This is a genomic window from Streptomyces sp. NPDC096323 (assembly GCF_040302845.1).
Classification (GTDB): domain Bacteria; phylum Actinomycetota; class Actinomycetes; order Streptomycetales; family Streptomycetaceae; genus Streptomyces.
Genome location: NZ_JBEOSI010000001.1, coordinates 493,133 through 507,413 on the forward strand (window position 1 = coordinate 493,133; position 14,281 = coordinate 507,413).

The 14,281-nt window shown below is 72.7% G+C and carries 16 protein-coding genes; 12 read left to right on the plus strand and 4 right to left on the minus strand.

Annotation, left to right across the window (positions count from 1 at the left end; translation table 11 throughout):
- The first annotated feature begins 4 nt into the window (after positions 1-4).
- From ABTX18_RS02195 to ABTX18_RS02215, 5 genes are all read left to right on the plus strand, one after another.
- Positions 5-313, plus strand: a complete 309-nt coding sequence (locus ABTX18_RS02195) for a hypothetical protein (protein WP_352120811.1) — start codon at positions 5-7, stop codon at positions 311-313.
- A gap of 52 nt (positions 314-365) precedes the next feature.
- On the plus strand, positions 366-827 hold the full coding sequence (locus ABTX18_RS02200; RefSeq protein WP_352120812.1) for a DUF6098 family protein: 462 nt from the start codon (positions 366-368) through the stop codon (positions 825-827).
- A 98-nt stretch (positions 828-925) separates the two neighbouring features.
- Complete coding sequence (locus ABTX18_RS02205; protein WP_352120813.1) at positions 926-1,117, plus strand: hypothetical protein; 192 nt, start codon at positions 926-928, stop codon at positions 1,115-1,117.
- Between the two features lie 329 nt (positions 1,118-1,446).
- Positions 1,447-2,361 carry an AurF N-oxygenase family protein gene (locus ABTX18_RS02210; protein WP_352120814.1) on the plus strand — a complete coding sequence of 305 codons (915 nt, stop codon included), beginning with the start codon at positions 1,447-1,449 and terminating at the stop codon, positions 2,359-2,361.
- A gap of 62 nt (positions 2,362-2,423) precedes the next feature.
- Positions 2,424-4,070: an FAD-dependent oxidoreductase gene (locus ABTX18_RS02215; RefSeq protein ID WP_352120815.1), complete on the plus strand. Its 1,647-nt coding sequence runs from the start codon at positions 2,424-2,426 to the stop codon at positions 4,068-4,070.
- Positions 4,071-4,199: 129 nt separating this feature from the next.
- Here the strand turns inward: ABTX18_RS02215 and ABTX18_RS02220 are convergent, their stop codons facing one another.
- Positions 4,200-4,724 (minus strand): DoxX family protein, encoded by a 525-nt coding sequence (locus tag ABTX18_RS02220; protein WP_352120816.1) that lies wholly within the window; start codon positions 4,722-4,724, stop codon positions 4,200-4,202.
- Between the two features lie 231 nt (positions 4,725-4,955).
- Between ABTX18_RS02220 and ABTX18_RS02225 the strand changes: the two genes are divergently transcribed.
- Together ABTX18_RS02225 and ABTX18_RS02230 are read left to right on the plus strand one after the other, a co-directional pair.
- Positions 4,956-6,971, plus strand: a complete 2,016-nt coding sequence (locus ABTX18_RS02225) for an FAD-dependent oxidoreductase (protein WP_352120817.1) — start codon at positions 4,956-4,958, stop codon at positions 6,969-6,971.
- A gap of 62 nt (positions 6,972-7,033) precedes the next feature.
- Complete coding sequence (locus tag ABTX18_RS02230; protein WP_352120818.1) at positions 7,034-7,585, plus strand: PadR family transcriptional regulator; 552 nt, start codon at positions 7,034-7,036, stop codon at positions 7,583-7,585.
- A gap of 78 nt (positions 7,586-7,663) precedes the next feature.
- Here the strand turns inward: ABTX18_RS02230 and ABTX18_RS02235 are convergent, their stop codons facing one another.
- Positions 7,664-8,623: a DMT family protein gene (locus tag ABTX18_RS02235; RefSeq protein ID WP_352120819.1), complete on the minus strand. Its 960-nt coding sequence runs from the start codon at positions 8,621-8,623 to the stop codon at positions 7,664-7,666.
- Positions 8,620-9,513, minus strand: coding sequence for a phosphatase PAP2 family protein (locus ABTX18_RS02240; protein WP_352120820.1), 894 nt, complete (start codon positions 9,511-9,513; stop codon positions 8,620-8,622). Before ABTX18_RS02240 ends, ABTX18_RS02235 begins: the two co-directional genes overlap by 4 nt.
- Positions 9,514-9,675: 162 nt before the next feature.
- Here ABTX18_RS02240 and ABTX18_RS02245 point away from each other — a divergent pair, with 162 nt between their 5' ends.
- From ABTX18_RS02245 to ABTX18_RS02265, 5 genes are all read left to right on the plus strand, one after another.
- Positions 9,676-10,305: a TetR/AcrR family transcriptional regulator gene (locus tag ABTX18_RS02245; RefSeq protein ID WP_352120821.1), complete on the plus strand. Its 630-nt coding sequence runs from the start codon at positions 9,676-9,678 to the stop codon at positions 10,303-10,305.
- Positions 10,306-10,520: 215 nt separating this feature from the next.
- Positions 10,521-11,534: an SPFH domain-containing protein gene (locus ABTX18_RS02250; RefSeq protein WP_352120822.1), complete on the plus strand. Its 1,014-nt coding sequence runs from the start codon at positions 10,521-10,523 to the stop codon at positions 11,532-11,534.
- On the plus strand, positions 11,531-12,439 hold the full coding sequence (locus tag ABTX18_RS02255; RefSeq protein ID WP_352120823.1) for a diacylglycerol kinase catalytic domain-containing protein: 909 nt from the start codon (positions 11,531-11,533) through the stop codon (positions 12,437-12,439). Before ABTX18_RS02250 ends, ABTX18_RS02255 begins: the two co-directional genes overlap by 4 nt.
- A 71-nt stretch (positions 12,440-12,510) precedes the next feature.
- A complete protein-coding gene (locus ABTX18_RS02260; protein WP_352120824.1) occupies positions 12,511-13,014 on the plus strand; it encodes a nucleotide triphosphate diphosphatase NUDT15 in 504 nt (167 codons plus the stop codon).
- Between the two features lie 56 nt (positions 13,015-13,070).
- The gene (locus ABTX18_RS02265; protein ID WP_352120825.1) at positions 13,071-13,565 is read left to right on the plus strand and encodes an FBP domain-containing protein; all 495 of its coding nucleotides are present in this window, start codon (positions 13,071-13,073) and stop codon (positions 13,563-13,565) included.
- A 479-nt stretch (positions 13,566-14,044) separates the two neighbouring features.
- Here ABTX18_RS02265 and ABTX18_RS02270 read toward each other — a convergent pair whose 3' ends face one another.
- Positions 14,045-14,269, minus strand: a complete 225-nt coding sequence (locus ABTX18_RS02270; protein ID WP_352120826.1) for a hypothetical protein — start codon at positions 14,267-14,269, stop codon at positions 14,045-14,047.
- Positions 14,270-14,281 lie beyond the last annotated feature (12 nt).

Genomic DNA, 14,281 nt, shown 5'->3' on the forward strand with positions numbered 1-14,281 from the left:
CACGATGGCCCGGCGTACGAGATACGCGGTCGCCGCCTCCGGTCAGTGGACCGACGAGGAGGAGGGCCGTCGGCGGCTGCCCGCCGGTGAGGCGCACGCATGGGAGCCCGGCCGGAACGAGACGGTTTGCGGGCTCTCTCTCAGCCGCTCGCAGCTCACGTGCTTCGCGGGCGTGTCCTGGACGGACGCCCTTCCGGAGTCCGGCGGCGCCGCGGACCGCGTGCAGCGCCTGTGCCCGCGGTGTGCGTCCGTGGCCGGGCGTACCGGCGCGGACAGCCGGCCGCCGTGGCGACGGATGAACCCGCGCCCCTGAATGCCACCCCGCGTCAGGGGAAAGACGGAGCTCAGCGGAACAAGGAGTGACCGTGACCGCAGCACCGAGCAGCTCGGACGACTTGCCGGTCCTGTACACGCTGCGGGACCTCGCCCGTCTCGTCGAACAGCGCGAGGGGCTGTACGTGCGCTGGTCCAGCGGCCCGGAGGCGGACCTCGGCAAGGTGATGAGCAGGGACGATCTCACGGGTGTCGACATGCCCGGCCTGTCGGCCAACCCCCTGTATGTCGAGCCCTGGTGGGAGGGCCGGCCTGTCGAGCTCTGGGTGGCCCGGCGTCTGCACGACTACTCGCACCTGCCGCGCGAGAAGGGGCCGGGGGTCCGCCCCTGGGTCCTGGTCGGCCAGGAGGACGGTCGGGGCCCCGACAACGAGCCGCTGGTCGGGCACGTCGAGCCGATGGCCTGGATCGACGAGGGAATGATCAGCGAGGCCCGCGAGAAGGTGGAGCGCGAGGCCGGCGCCTGGGGCCCGCTGCGCCGGACGAACGACTGAGGCCGTGGCCGGGCGGTCCGCCGCGGACGGGAGGACAATGGGCGGTGTGTGTCCGCGCGAAGGGCGCACCGCACCGAACAACCACTCCGGGAGTCGACATGGCGAACCCGCAGCAGCCCGAACAGCGCAGAAGCGACAAGGGGGGCGCCACCCCTCAGGACAGCGCCGAGATCAAGGCCGGTCAGCCGGGCGGCGGCCGCGGCGGCCGGCCCCACGGGACCGACAAGGGCAACAAGGGGGGCGGCGAAGGCGGGGCGACCCCGCCGGACGAGCAGCCCGACCATCCCTGAACCGGCGCTCATGCCCTCGCTACAGTCCAACCCACTCGCGCGCGGCCCCGGACTGACGGGGCCGCGCGCACCTCTGTGCCCAGCCCCGTGACACCCCATGTGCCGGGCGGTCCAAGCCTCGTCGTGGAGAGATCGTACGGATTCCCTGCGCGGGGGTAGGCCTGGACGACCCTCTTGCTATACCTTCCGTCTAACAGCTTGCTAGACGCCACGTCTAACAAGCGAGGACGGCGCCCGCCGGCCCTCGGCCTCATCGGGCCGGGACGTGACGAGGCAAGAGGCCGGGCATCGCCGTCGGGTCGGTCTGTCGCGATTCAAGGAGCCGCAGCATGGCAAGCAGCACCGTTCGGCCGGAGGACCAGAACCGGCTCGCCGAGCAGGACGTCGCCCGGCGCCTGCTCGATTCGGCCGCGAAACTCTCGTACGACCCGGCCACCGAGGTGGATTGGGACACGCCGCTGGACACCGGTCACCACGGCGCGAGCCCGGAGTGGAGCACCCTCTACGGAACCGCTTACTGGCAGGAGTTGACCGATGGCCAGCGCAAGGCGCTGACGCGCCAGGAGGCCGCTTCCGTCGCCAGCACCGGCATCTGGTTCGAGATGATCCTCCAGCAGATGGTGCTGCGCGACATGTACGCCAAGGACCCCACCGACCCGCGGTTCCAGTGGGCCCTCACCGAGGTCGCCGACGAGTGCCGGCACTCCATCATGTTCGCGCGCGGCGCCGCGAAGCTGGGCGCACCGGCCTACCGGCCGCGCCGGCCCGTGGTCGAACTGGGCCGCGCCTTCAAGACACTTGCCTTCGGCGAGGCGGCGTACGCGGCGATTCTCGTGGCGGAGGAGGTGCTGGACGTGATGCAGCGGGACTGGATGCGGGACGAGCGGGTCGCGCCGTTCGTCCGGACGATCAACAACATCCATGTGGTGGAGGAGTCCCGGCACATGAAGTTCGCCCGGGACGAGACCCGCAGGCGCCTGCGCACCGCGGGACCGCTGCGCCGGCAGATCAACTCGCTCGTGGTCGCCATCGCCTCGTACTACATCGTCACCAGCATGGTGAACCGGGACGTCTACGCGAACGCGGGACTGGACAGCACCCGCGCCCGCGCCGAGGCGAAGGCCAACGAGCACCACAAGTCCCTGATGCGTTCCAGCTGTGCGGGCCTGATGGAGTTCCTGGCCTCGGCCCGCCTCCTCACCAGGCCGGCCCTGTTCTTCTACAAGCGTGCCCACCTGATCTGACCCGGGTCCTCCGCGAGCGCGCAGACCCGACCTGACCCGAGCCGAGAGCCCGAGCTGACGAGATGACCTACGCCATCACCCAGACCTGCTGCAGCGATGCCACCTGCGTCGCCGTGTGCCCCGTCAACTGCATCCACCCCACGCCGGAGGAACAGGCCTTCGGCAGCACGGAGATGCTCTACGTCGACCCGGCGACCTGCATCGACTGCGGCGCCTGCGCCGATGCCTGTCCGGTCGACGCGATCTTCCCGGTGGACACACTGTCCGCGGGGCAGAAGGAGTACGCAGCGATCAACGCGGCGTACTACGAGGGACGGGAGCGGGAGCCCGCCGCCGGGCCGAACTTCCACGCCTGGGGCGAGCCGTCGTTCCCGCGCAGTCTGCCGTCCGACTTCGCTCCCCTCAGGGTGGCCGTCGTCGGCACCGGCCCGGCCGGGATGTACGCGGCCGAGGACCTGCTGCTGCACACCAACGCCGAGGTGACGCTGATCGACCGGCTGCCGGTGGCGGGCGGCCTGGTCCGGTACGGCGTGGCGCCCGACCACCCCGCGACGAAGGGCGTGGGTGAGACCTTCGCACGGTTCCACTCCCATCCCCGGGTACGGATGCACCTGGGGGTCGAGGTCGGCAAGGACCTCACCGTCGAGGAGCTCGCCGCCCACCATGACGCGGTGATCTACGCGGTCGGCGCCTCCGACTCCCGCCGGCTCGGCATCCCGGGCGAGGACCTGCCCTCCAGCATCCCGGCCACGCGGTTCGTCTCCTGGTACAACGCCCACCCGGAAGTCACGCCGGAAACCGTCGAGTTGTCGGCAGAGCGGGTGGTCGTCGCCGGGAACGGCAACGTAGCGCTGGACGTGGCACGCATCCTCGTCACCGACCCCGCCGCGCTGGCCGGCACGGATATCGCCGGCCACGCGCTGGCGGCGCTGCGGGACTCCCGGGTCCGCGAAGTCGTCCTGCTCGGCCGGCGCGGACCCGACGACACCGCCTGCACCGCGTCCGAACTGCTCGCCCTCGGTCATCTGCCGGGCGTGGACCTGGTGGTCGACGACCACGACCCGCGGACCGGTGAGGTGCTCGACGGCGCGGCCGAGGGCGAGAAGGCCGCCCTGCTGCGGGAGTTGCCCCGGGAGAGCGTCGACTGGTCGCAGCCACCGCCGCCGGGACGCCGTATCGTCTTCCGCTTCCACTCCGCCCCCGTGGAGGTGCTCGGCCGCGACGGCGTCGAGGCGGTGCGCGTGACGGCCGCCGCGGGCGATCAGGAGATACCTGCGGGCCTGTTCCTGCGGGCGATCGGTTACCGTGGCCTGCCGGTTCCCGGTCTGCCCTTCGACGAGGCGACCGGCACCGTGCCGCACGAGGGCGGCAGGGTGGCGGGCCTGCCCGGCAGCTACGTCGTCGGCTGGATCAAGCGCGGCGCGTCGGGCGGCATCGGAGCCAACCGCACCTGCGCCGCCGAGACCGTCGGCACCCTGCTGGCCGACGCCGTCGCCGGCGCGCTGCCCTCGCCCGCGTACCCCGCCAAGGCGTTCGGGCGCCTGGCCCGGAGCCGTGGCCGCCAGGTGGTCGACGCCCGGGGGCTGGCCGCCATCGACCGCGCCGAGCAGGCCCGGGGCCGCGAACAGGGCCGCCCGCGGGCCAAGTTCGAGACGGTCCCCGCGCTGATCGCCGCGGCGAAGGGGCGCGGCCTGCGGTCTCCGCGCTGACCGGCGGTCTCCGCGCTGACCTGCGGGCTTCACGCCAACCTGCGGGCTTCACGCCAACCTGCGGTCTCCGCGCTGACCTGCGGGCTTCACGCCAACCTGCGGGCTTCACGCCAACCTGCGGGCCTGGGCTCAGAACTCCTCCGGCTCCGCGCTCTGCCCCTTGGCCCGCTTGCCGACGACGGCGACCGCGGCCGCGGCGCTGCCCACGAAGGCCAGGGCGACCATCCACGGCTGGTTGAACGCGTGCCGGGTGGCGTGGTCCACGGAGTAGCGGCCCGGGCCCGCCAGGCCGATCGCGCCCGCGGTGAAGCCCAGGAAGGCGGGGTACTCGTAGCCGCCGCCCTGCGCGAAGAAGCCGGCGGGGGCGTGGACGGCCACGGCTCCCGCCATGGCGCCCGCGGCGGCGGCGCCGGCCGCCGGAGTGGCCAGGCCGAGCGCCAGCAGGACGCCGCCGCCGGCCTCGCCGAGACCGGCGGCGATCGCGCTGTGCCTGGGCGGATGGAAGCCCATGGCCTCCATCCCGGCCGTGGTGCCCTCGATGCCCCCGCCGCCGAACCAGCCGAGGAGTTTCTGGCTGCCGTGCGCGGCCAGCACGGCGCCGGTGCCGACGCGAAGGACAAGGAGGCCGAGGTCACGACGGTTGACGCTGCTCATGAGGTTCTCCGGGAGGGTTCGGGGGGCCGGCCTGAAGCCTGGCCCAGGAAGTACGGAAACCACTCTCCGCGCGCCGGGTTCCCGGCGGGTCACGTTGTTACGCCGTCCGGGCGCCCCCGAGCCGCACGTGACTCGTGACACAGTGCGACATACGTCATTGTGCAACTTGTTGCACAATGACGTTTCGGTGGTCTAGAACTGGCGTAACCACACCGCGCGAGGAGCCACCCCATGAGCCCGTACCCGCATCTGCTGAGCCCGCTCGACCTCGGGTTCACGACCCTCCCCAACCGGGTGCTGATGGGATCGATGCATATCGGCCTCGAGGAGGTCGAGAACGGCTTCGAGCGCATGGCCGCGTTCTACGCCGCCCGCGCCCGCGGTGGCGTGGGCCTCATGGTCACCGGGGGCATCGCACCGAACGAGCAGGCCTGCTCGCTGCCCGGCGGCGCGAAGATGACGACCGAGGCGGAGGCCGCACAGCATGCCGTGGTGACGTCGGCCGTGCACGCGGCGGGTGGCCGGATCGCCATGCAGATCCTGCACTTCGGGCGGTACGCGCACCACCCCGCGCTGGTGGCGCCGAGCGCGATCCAGGCGCCGATCAGCGGGTTCGTCCCGCACGCGCTGACCGACGACGAGGTCGAGTCAACCATCGAGGACTTCGTGACGGCGGCCGCGCTGGCGCAGAGCGCGGGGTACGACGGCGTCGAGATCATGGGCTCCGAGGGCTACCTGATCAATGAGTTCATCGCCGCCGCGACCAACCACCGCGAGGACCGCTGGGGCGGTTCGTACGAGAACCGCATCCGCTTCCCCGTCGAGATCGTGCGGCGCGTACGGGAGCGGGTCGGCAGCGACTTCATCCTGATCTACCGGCTCTCGATGCTGGACCTGGTGCCCGGCGGGTCGTCGCTGGAGGAGGTCGTGCGGCTCGCCCGGGAGATCGAGGCGGCCGGGGCGACGATCATCAACACGGGCATCGGCTGGCACGAGGCCCGCATCCCCACCATCGCGACGTCCGTGCCGCGCGCCGCCTTCACCTGGGTCACCGAGAAGGTGCGCGGCGCCGTCTCCGTCCCCCTGGTGACGAGCAACCGCATCAACACCCCGGAGGTCGCCGAGGAGGTCCTGGCGGCGGGGCGCGCGGACATGGTGTCGATGGCCCGGCCGTTCCTCGCGGACCCGGACTTCGTCGCGAAGGCGCGCGAGGGCCGTGCGGACGCGATCAACACCTGCATCGGCTGCAACCAGGCCTGCCTGGACCACATCTTCAGCGGGAAGGTCACCTCCTGCCTGGTCAATCCGCGCGCCTGCCACGAGACGGAACTCACCCTCTCGCCGACCCGCACCCGTAAGCGCGTCGCGGTCGTCGGCGCCGGACCGGCCGGACTGGCCTGCGCCGTGACGGCGTCCGAGCGCGGGCACCAGGTGACGCTCTTCGACGCGGCCGAGGAGATCGGCGGGCAGCTCAACGTGGCGCGCCGGGTTCCGGGCAAGGAGGAGTTCAACGAGACGCTGCGCTACTTCCGCACCCGGCTGGCGGAGGAGAAGGTCGAGCTGCGGCTGGGCGCCCCGGTCGGCGCCGGGGAGCTCGACGGCTTCGACGAGATCGTCCTGGCCACCGGGGTCACCCCCCGTACGCCGGCGATCCCCGGCGTGGACCACCCGAGCGTGGTCAGCTACCTCGATGTGCTGCGGCACGGGGCGCCGGTGGGCGACCGGGTGGCGCTGGTCGGCGCGGGCGGCATCGGCTTCGACGTCGCGGAGTTCCTGACCGACGGCGGGGACGCGGCGAGCCTGGATCCGGAGACGTTCTTCCGGCAGTGGGGCGTCGACACGGAGTACCGCGAGCGGGGCGGACTCGGCACGCCCGAGCGCCCGAAGTCCGCGCGCACGGTCCATCTGCTCCAGCGCAAGGCGACCAAGGTCGGCGCGGGTCTCGGCAAGACGACGGGCTGGATCCACCGCACCGAGCTCCGCCACCGGGGCGTGAACATGATCGCGGGCGTCGGCTACGACCGGATCGACGACGACGGACTGCACATCACGGTCGACGGGGAACAGCATCTGCTGCCGGTCGACACGATCGTGCTCTGCGCGGGCCAGGAGCCCCGGCGGGACCTGTACGAGGAGCTGCTCGCCGCGGACCGCCCCGCGCATCTGATCGGCGGCGCGGACGTCGCGGCCGAGCTGGACGCCAAGCGGGCGATCCGCCAGGGCACGGAACTCGCCGCCTCGCTCTGACCCCGGTCCCGGAGGGCCGGACCCGCAGGTCCGGCCCTCCGGCGGTCCTTAGGATGCACCCCATGTCACTCCCGCACGCGATCCTCACCGCTCTGCTCGAAAAGCCTTCGTCAGGGCTGGAGCTGACCCGCAGGTTCGACCGGTCGATCGGCTACTTCTGGTCCGCCACGCACCAGCAGATCTACCGCGAGCTGGGAAAGCTGGAGCAGACCGGGCAGATCAGGGCCCTGGAACCGGCCCAGCCGGCCCGGGGGCAGAAGAAGGAGTACGAGGTGCTGCCCGCGGGCAGGGAGGCGCTGTCCGCCTGGGTGGCCCGCCCCGAGGACCCGAAGCAGATCCGCGATCCGCTGCTGCTGCGGATGCGGGCGGCGGCGGTCGTCGGTGCGCCCGGTCTCGACGCGGAGCTGCGCCGCCACCTCGCGCTGCACCGGCGCCGGCTCGCGGAGTACCAGGAGATCGAGGAGCGCGACTTCCCGCCCGGGCGCGACGCGGCACAGGACCGGCTGCGCCATCTGGTGCTGCGCGGCGGCATCGATCTGGAGAACTTCTGGATCGGCTGGCTGACCCGGGCGCTGGCCGAGGACGCCGGCGCGGCGGCGGCCGGCCTCGGTTAGGCACCGGCGGACCACCGGGCAGGGCCGCTACGGCCGGCAGGCCGCGGTTTACCGCAGACCGACCACAGGGCTGGACCGCTACGACCGGTCGGCCCTGATCCGCCGCAGATGCGCGTGCTGCTGGTGGAGTACGGCCCGCGGGCTCCTGATGACGACCCTCGACGGGACGCTCGGAGCCGGTCCTGCCACGACCGCCGCGGCGGCGGGGGCGGCCTGCGCCTGGGCGCGGCTGAGCAGGATCACGCCCTGTGCGGCCGCCGCGGTGCCCAGCAGCGCCGGGACCAGGCTGATCGTCCCGCCCTGGAGCCGCTCGCCCAGCAGGGCCAGGCCGATCGCCGCCGCGGCGACCGGGTTGGCGAGAGTGACGACGGCGAGCGGTGCGCCGAGGCCGCCCCGGTAGGCGGTCTGGGAGAGGAGCAGCCCGCCCATCGCGAAGGCCGAGACGAGCAGGGCGACGACGACCAGGCGCCAGCTGAACAGCGGGCCGGTGGTGTGGTCCGTGACGGCGACGGTCAGCGTCTGGGTCAGTGCGGAGGCGACGCCCGAGGTGATGCCGGAGGCCGCGGCGTGCCGCAGTCCGGGCCGTGCGCCCGGGCGGCTGAGCCCGGCGACCAGCGCCATGGTCGCGGCGCCGACGGCCAGCGCCTCGGCCAGGCTCAGCGTCTCGTGCGGGGCGGAGCCGCCCGCGGTCATCAGCAGCGCTCCCAGCCCCAGCAGGGTCAGGAGCGTGCCGCGCCACTCGGTCGTCGAGACCTTGCGGCCCGCGGCCCGTGCTCCCAGCGGTACGGCGGCGACCAGGGTGAGCGCGCCGAGCGGCTGGACGAGGGTCAGCGGACCGTACTTCAGGGCGGCGACGTGCAGCAGGGCGCCGCCGGCGTTCAGCCCGACGGCCGACCACCAGGCGCCGCTGCCGAGCAGCCTGAGCGTTCCGGTGCCCGGTGCGGTGCGCCCCGCGAGCCGCGCCTGGGCCACCGCGGCCCAGGCGTAGGCGGCGGCGGAGACGAGCGACAGCGCGACGGCGGCCAGGGTGGCGTTCATCGCCGGGCTCCCGAGGAGGCGTAGGAGGAGGGGCGCCCGGAGGCGTACGTGGACGAAATTCCGGAGCCGTACGGTGCCGCGACGGCATGGGCGGCCGGTGCCGCGACCGCCTGGGCCGGGACTCCGGCCGTGGACGGCCACGGCAGATGGGCCCGGACGGGTTCCGCGCGCGGGAGCCGCAGCGCCGCGAACGCCACCGAGAGCATCGCGGCCACCACGATCGAGTCCAGCCAGTAGTGGTTGGCGGTTCCGACGATGACGAGGAGCGTGATCGCCGGGTGCAGCAGCGACAGCCAGCGCCACCGCGAGCGGGTGGCGACGACGAGGCCGACACCGACCATGAGGGCCCAGCCGAAGTGGAGTGAGGGCATGGCGGCGAACTGGTTCGCCATCGAGTCGGTGGCCGGCGTGGACCCGTACACCGTCGGTCCGTAGACCTGCCCGGTGTCGGTCAGGCCGGTCGCGGCGAGCAGCCTCGGCGGTGCGAGCGGGACCAGCAGGTGCAGGGCCAGCGCGGCGCCGGTGAGCGCGGCGAGGATGCGGCGCGACCAGACGTAGTGGCGCGGGCGGCGCCAGTACAGCCAGGCGAGGAAGAGCAGCGTGGCCGGGAAGTGCACGGTCGCGTAATAGGTGTTCGCGAGGTGGATCAGCGTCTCGTCGTGGAGCAGCAGACTCTGTACGGCGCCCTCGCCGGGCAGGTGCACGGCGCGTTCGAGATCCCATACGCGTCCGGCGTTGTGGTACGCCTCGTCGACGTGACCGTTGGCCGCCTGACGGCCGAACTTGTAGATCACGAAGAGTCCTACGACGAGAAGAAGCTCGCGGACGAGGGGCGGGCGGGCAGAAGTGTCCGGCTCCCGATCGGCGGGCCTGCTACCGGCGAACCTCATCCGGTGCCCCTTTGCTGACGAAGCGGTGTGCGGTGGCAGGGAGCGGGTCCCTGCCGTATCGATACGCCAGTGTACCGATACGGAGGCGTATCGGAACACTCACGTATCGGTACACTGGCGTATCGATGGACCTCGTCGCAGAGTCGCAGAGAGGGAAAGCGCATGTCGTCGCAGGAATCGGGGCCGGAGCAGGCCACCGCGTCGCGCCGCTCGAAGATCACGCCGGAGCGGGCCAAGGAGCTCTACACGGCCGTGCTCGACATGCTGAGAGAGAGCGGCTACGAGTCCCTCACCATGGAGGGCGTCGCGAGCCGGACCCGCTGCGGAAAGTCCACGCTCTACCGTCAGTGGGGGTCGAAACCCGAACTGGTCGTCGCCGCCCTGCACGGAACCCGGCACGGACTGCTCGGCCGGATCGACACGGGCACGCTCGCCGGGGACCTGCGGGCGGCGGCGCGCGCCATCGGTGAGGGCTCCGGACGCGACACGCCTCTGATGCTGGCCCTGAGCCATGCCGCACTGCAGAGCCCCGAGCTGCTGTGCGCGCTGCGCGAGTCGCTGATCCTGCCCGAACTGGCGGCGATCGACGCCATGGTGGCGCGCGGGGTGGCGCGGGGCGAGGTGGCCGCGGACAACCCGGCGACGGAGTTCGTCTCCGCCCAGCTGCTGGGCGTGATGCGCGCACGTCCGCTGCTGGAGTGCGCCCAGGCGGACGAGACGTTCCTCGTCCGCTTCGTGGAGGCCGCCGTCTTTCCCGCACTCGGCCTGGACGCGCAGGCGTCCGGGTCCTGACAGACGTGGGCCGTCGTCCCAGCGGATGACGACGGCCCGCCCGCGCCGCACCGTGGGGACGGGGGCGGCGCACACCCCGGCCGGCCGGTGACTTCTGCGGAAGTCACCGGCCGCCCGCATGTGGTCACGCGCTCACACTCATCCCCTTTTCGTCCCCTTGACGATATGCGACGCGAGCCATTATCGTCGCCACGACGAGAACGAGGGGGTCCATCATGGCCGACATCACCCGGCGCTTCGGCTGGCGCCATCTGCGCTCCGCGCCGACCGCCCACATCCGCCACCACAAGCGCGGCGTGCTCGCCCACGACGGGGCGGGGCTGAGCTTCTGGTACCGGTCGCTGAGCGCCGCACTCTCCGAGGTGCCGGTCAACGACCGCGAGCTGGCCATGGCGTTCCACGCCCGTACGGCCGACTTCCAGGACGTCACCGTGCAGGCCACCGTCACGTACCGGATCAGCGATCCGGCCGAGGCGGCCGCGCGGCTCGACTTCTCCGTCGATCCCGACACCGGCTCCTGGCGCGGCGCGCCACTGGAGCAGATCGCGACGCTGCTGACCGAGACCGCCCAGCAGCACACCCTGGACGTACTGGCCCGCACCCCGCTGGCCGCCGCCCTCGTGGACGGTGTCGCCGCGGTACGCGAACGGGTGGCGGCCGGCCTGGCCGGCGAACCCAGGCTCCCCGCCACCGGAATCGACGTGGTGGCGGTGCGCGTCGTCGCCATCCGCCCCGAGGCCGAGGTGGAACGCGCGCTGCGCACGCCGGCCCGCGAGCAGATCCAGCAGGAGGCCGACCGGGCCACCTACGAACGCCGTGCCGTGGCCGTCGAACGCGAGCGGACGATCGCCGAGAACGAGCTGGCCAGCCAGATCGAGCTCGCCCGGCGCGAGGAGCAGCTGGTCGAGCAGCGCGGCACCAACACCCGCCGCGAGGCCGAGGAGCACGCGGCAGCTGACGGGGTGCGCGCCGAGGCGGAGGCGGCCCGCACGGTGCGGCTCGCACGCGCGGAGGCGGAGGCGGCCCGTGAGGTCGGCGCGGCCCGCGCCGAGGCGCAGGCGGCGTGGCTGCGGGTGCACGGGGAGGTCGACACCTCGACCCTGCACGCGCTGGCCGCCACCCGGGTCGCCGAGAACCTGCCGCGCATCGACAGCCTCACCCTCTCCCCCGACGTGCTCACCGGCCTGCTCGCCAAGCTCGGCCGGAGCGCCCCGGAGACCCGGGCGTGAGTCTGGCTCCGAGGGCGGTCCTGGTCCACCGCACCACCGAGTACGAGGAGTTGCTGGCCCGGCACGGGACGCACGGCCAGGCGGCGTTCTTCCTCTCCAGCCGGGGCCGGTCCATCGACGAGGTGGCCCGGCGGCACGAACGGACGCGGCAGGCCCTGGCCGACGTGGCGGCGGCCGTGCCGCTCCAGTGGCGCCACTCCCGGGTGGAGCGGGCGGATCTGGACCGGTTCCTGTTCGCACCCGAGGACGTGGTGGTCGTCGTCGGCCAGGACGGGCTGGTCGCCAACGCCGCCAAGTACCTCTCCGGCCAGCCGGTCGTGGGCATCGACACCGACCCCGGCCGCAACCCGGGCGTCCTGGTGCGCCACCGGCCCGCCGACGCTGCGGCCCTCCTGCGGGCGGCCGTGGCGCCGGGCAGCCGGGCGGACGAGCTCACGATGGTCGAGGCGGTGGCCGACGACACCCAGCGGCTCCTGGCCCTCAACGAGATCTACCTGGGCCCGTCCGGACACCAGACGGCGCGCTACCGGCTGGGCACCGGCCCCGCGGACTCCCCCGCCTCCCCCGCCGAGTCACAGGCCTCGTCCGGTGTGCTGGTCGGCACGGGGACCGGCGCCACCGGGTGGCTGCGCTCCCTGTGGCAGGAACGCCGCAGCGCGCTCGCCCTTCCCGGCCCGACCGATCCCCGGCTGCTCTGGTTCGTCCGGGAGGCCTGGCCGTCACCGGCGACGGGCACCTCGCTCGTCTCGGGGGAGCTGGGCCGCGGGCAGGGGCTGCGGCTGACCGTCGAGTCCGACCGGCTGGTGGTCTTCGGCGACGGCATGGAGGCGGACGCGTTGGTGCTGACGTGGGGCCAGACCGTGCGGCTCGGCATCTCGGCCACCTCCCTGAGGCTGGCCGTATAGCCGCAGTGCGCGCGGGCCCGCCCCATAGGCTCTACGCGTGGTAACGGCCACCGAACCCCGTGAGGAACCCCATGGACAGCGCCGCGACGCCCCCGGTCCCCGCCCGCAACTCCCGCCCGCCCCTGGCCCAGGCGGCGCTGGGTGTCGGTGTGCTCGTACAGGACGGGCAGGGCCGCATCCTGCTCGGGCGCCACCACAGCGGCACCTGGGAGCTGCCCGGCGGCAAGGTCGACCCGACGCACGAGTCGATCGCGGCGGCGGCGGTGCGTGAGCTCCGGGAGGAGACGGGGCTGGAGGCCGCCGAGCGCGAGGTGCGCGTCTTCGCGATGCTGCACGACGCGGTCCACGGGATCAACCGGGTGACGATGGCCGCGCTGGTGACCATCGGCGAAGGCGCCGCGCGGGTGACCGAGCCCCATCTCATCAGCGCCTGGCAGTGGACCCGGCCCGAGGAACTGCCGACGCCGCTGTTCGACCCTTCGGCGCAGATCCTCGCCGCCTGGCGCCCGGATCTCGGCATCGCGCACCCGCCCGTACACCGCCTGGACATCGCGCCCGAGACGGCACAGGCATAACCCTATAAGCATTAATCATTTGCCTAGGGCTCGTAGGCAGAGTTAGCGTCGTCGGTATGAAGGCCGTGACCGAGCAGGACATCCGCACATCGTTCGTCAATTGCTCCAAGGGAGAAGCCAAGCGCTTGCCGCTGCCCAGGGAGTTCGAGGAGCTGCCGTGGGACGATCTCGACTTCCTGGGGTGGCGTGACCTCTCCGCCCCCGGGCGCAGTTACATCGTCACCGAGTACGACGGCCGGCTGACCGGGATCTCGCTGCGCTTCCCCTCCCACCAGCGCGGATTCCTCCATCGCAGCATGTGTTCGCTCTGCCTGACCACACACCCGGGCAGCGGGGTATCCCTCCAGACGGCCCGCAAGGCGGGACCGGCGGGGCGCGAGGGGAATTCGGTCGGTCTGTACATGTGCACCGACCTGGCGTGCTCGCTGTACGTACGAGGCAGGAAGGCGGTGGCTTCGGGCGCACGCTTCGAGGAGTCGCTGACACTGGAGGAGAAGATCGCCCGGACGACGGCCAATCTCTCGGCGTTCGTCGCCAAGCTCTTCGGCTGAGCGGGGCGCAGCACGGCCGTGCCCGCCCCGCTGGTTGACGGGACGGACACGATGTCGGCGCCGTAACGCGCGCGGCCGGGGGTCAAGACGCTCACGAACGAGCAACCGTCCCTCCACCCGTCACCTGACTGATTCACGCCCCGGGCCCGTGAGTTGTCGCCAGGGTCACCCGATGGTCGGCGCACCATACTTCGGGGGCACGAGTGAGCGTTTCGGGCACTCCTCAACTTGTGTTCGTCCACGGGGTCGGCGGTCTGCGGGACGCCGCGAGCGAACGACGCGAGTGGCTCGTGGCGCTGGCCGGGGGAGCACGCGCAGCCGGGCACGCCGACGCGGTCTCCGGGCTGATGCAGGGCTGGCTGGCTGAGGTGCGCTTCGCCGACTACAGCGACCTGTTCACGGACGCCGAGGCCCAGGGCGACGAGCCCTGGACGCTCGACGAGCAGGAGGACGCCGCCTTCATGACCGAGTTCGTCGCGTCACTGGTCGACGAGCTCGCCCGGCAGGCCGTGGAGCGCGGAGACCGGAGAACGGCGGCGGTGACCGAGGACGCCCGTGCGCAGCTGCCGGGCTCCGACAAGGCCGAGGAGCAGGGCGCCGGGGAGCCGTTCCGGGTCCTCGGGCAGGTTCTGACGACCTTGTTGCAGATGCCCGGGCTGCGGGGATGCGCGCAGTGGGCGAGCGGCGCGCCGCTGCTCTGGCACCTGGCCCAGGTC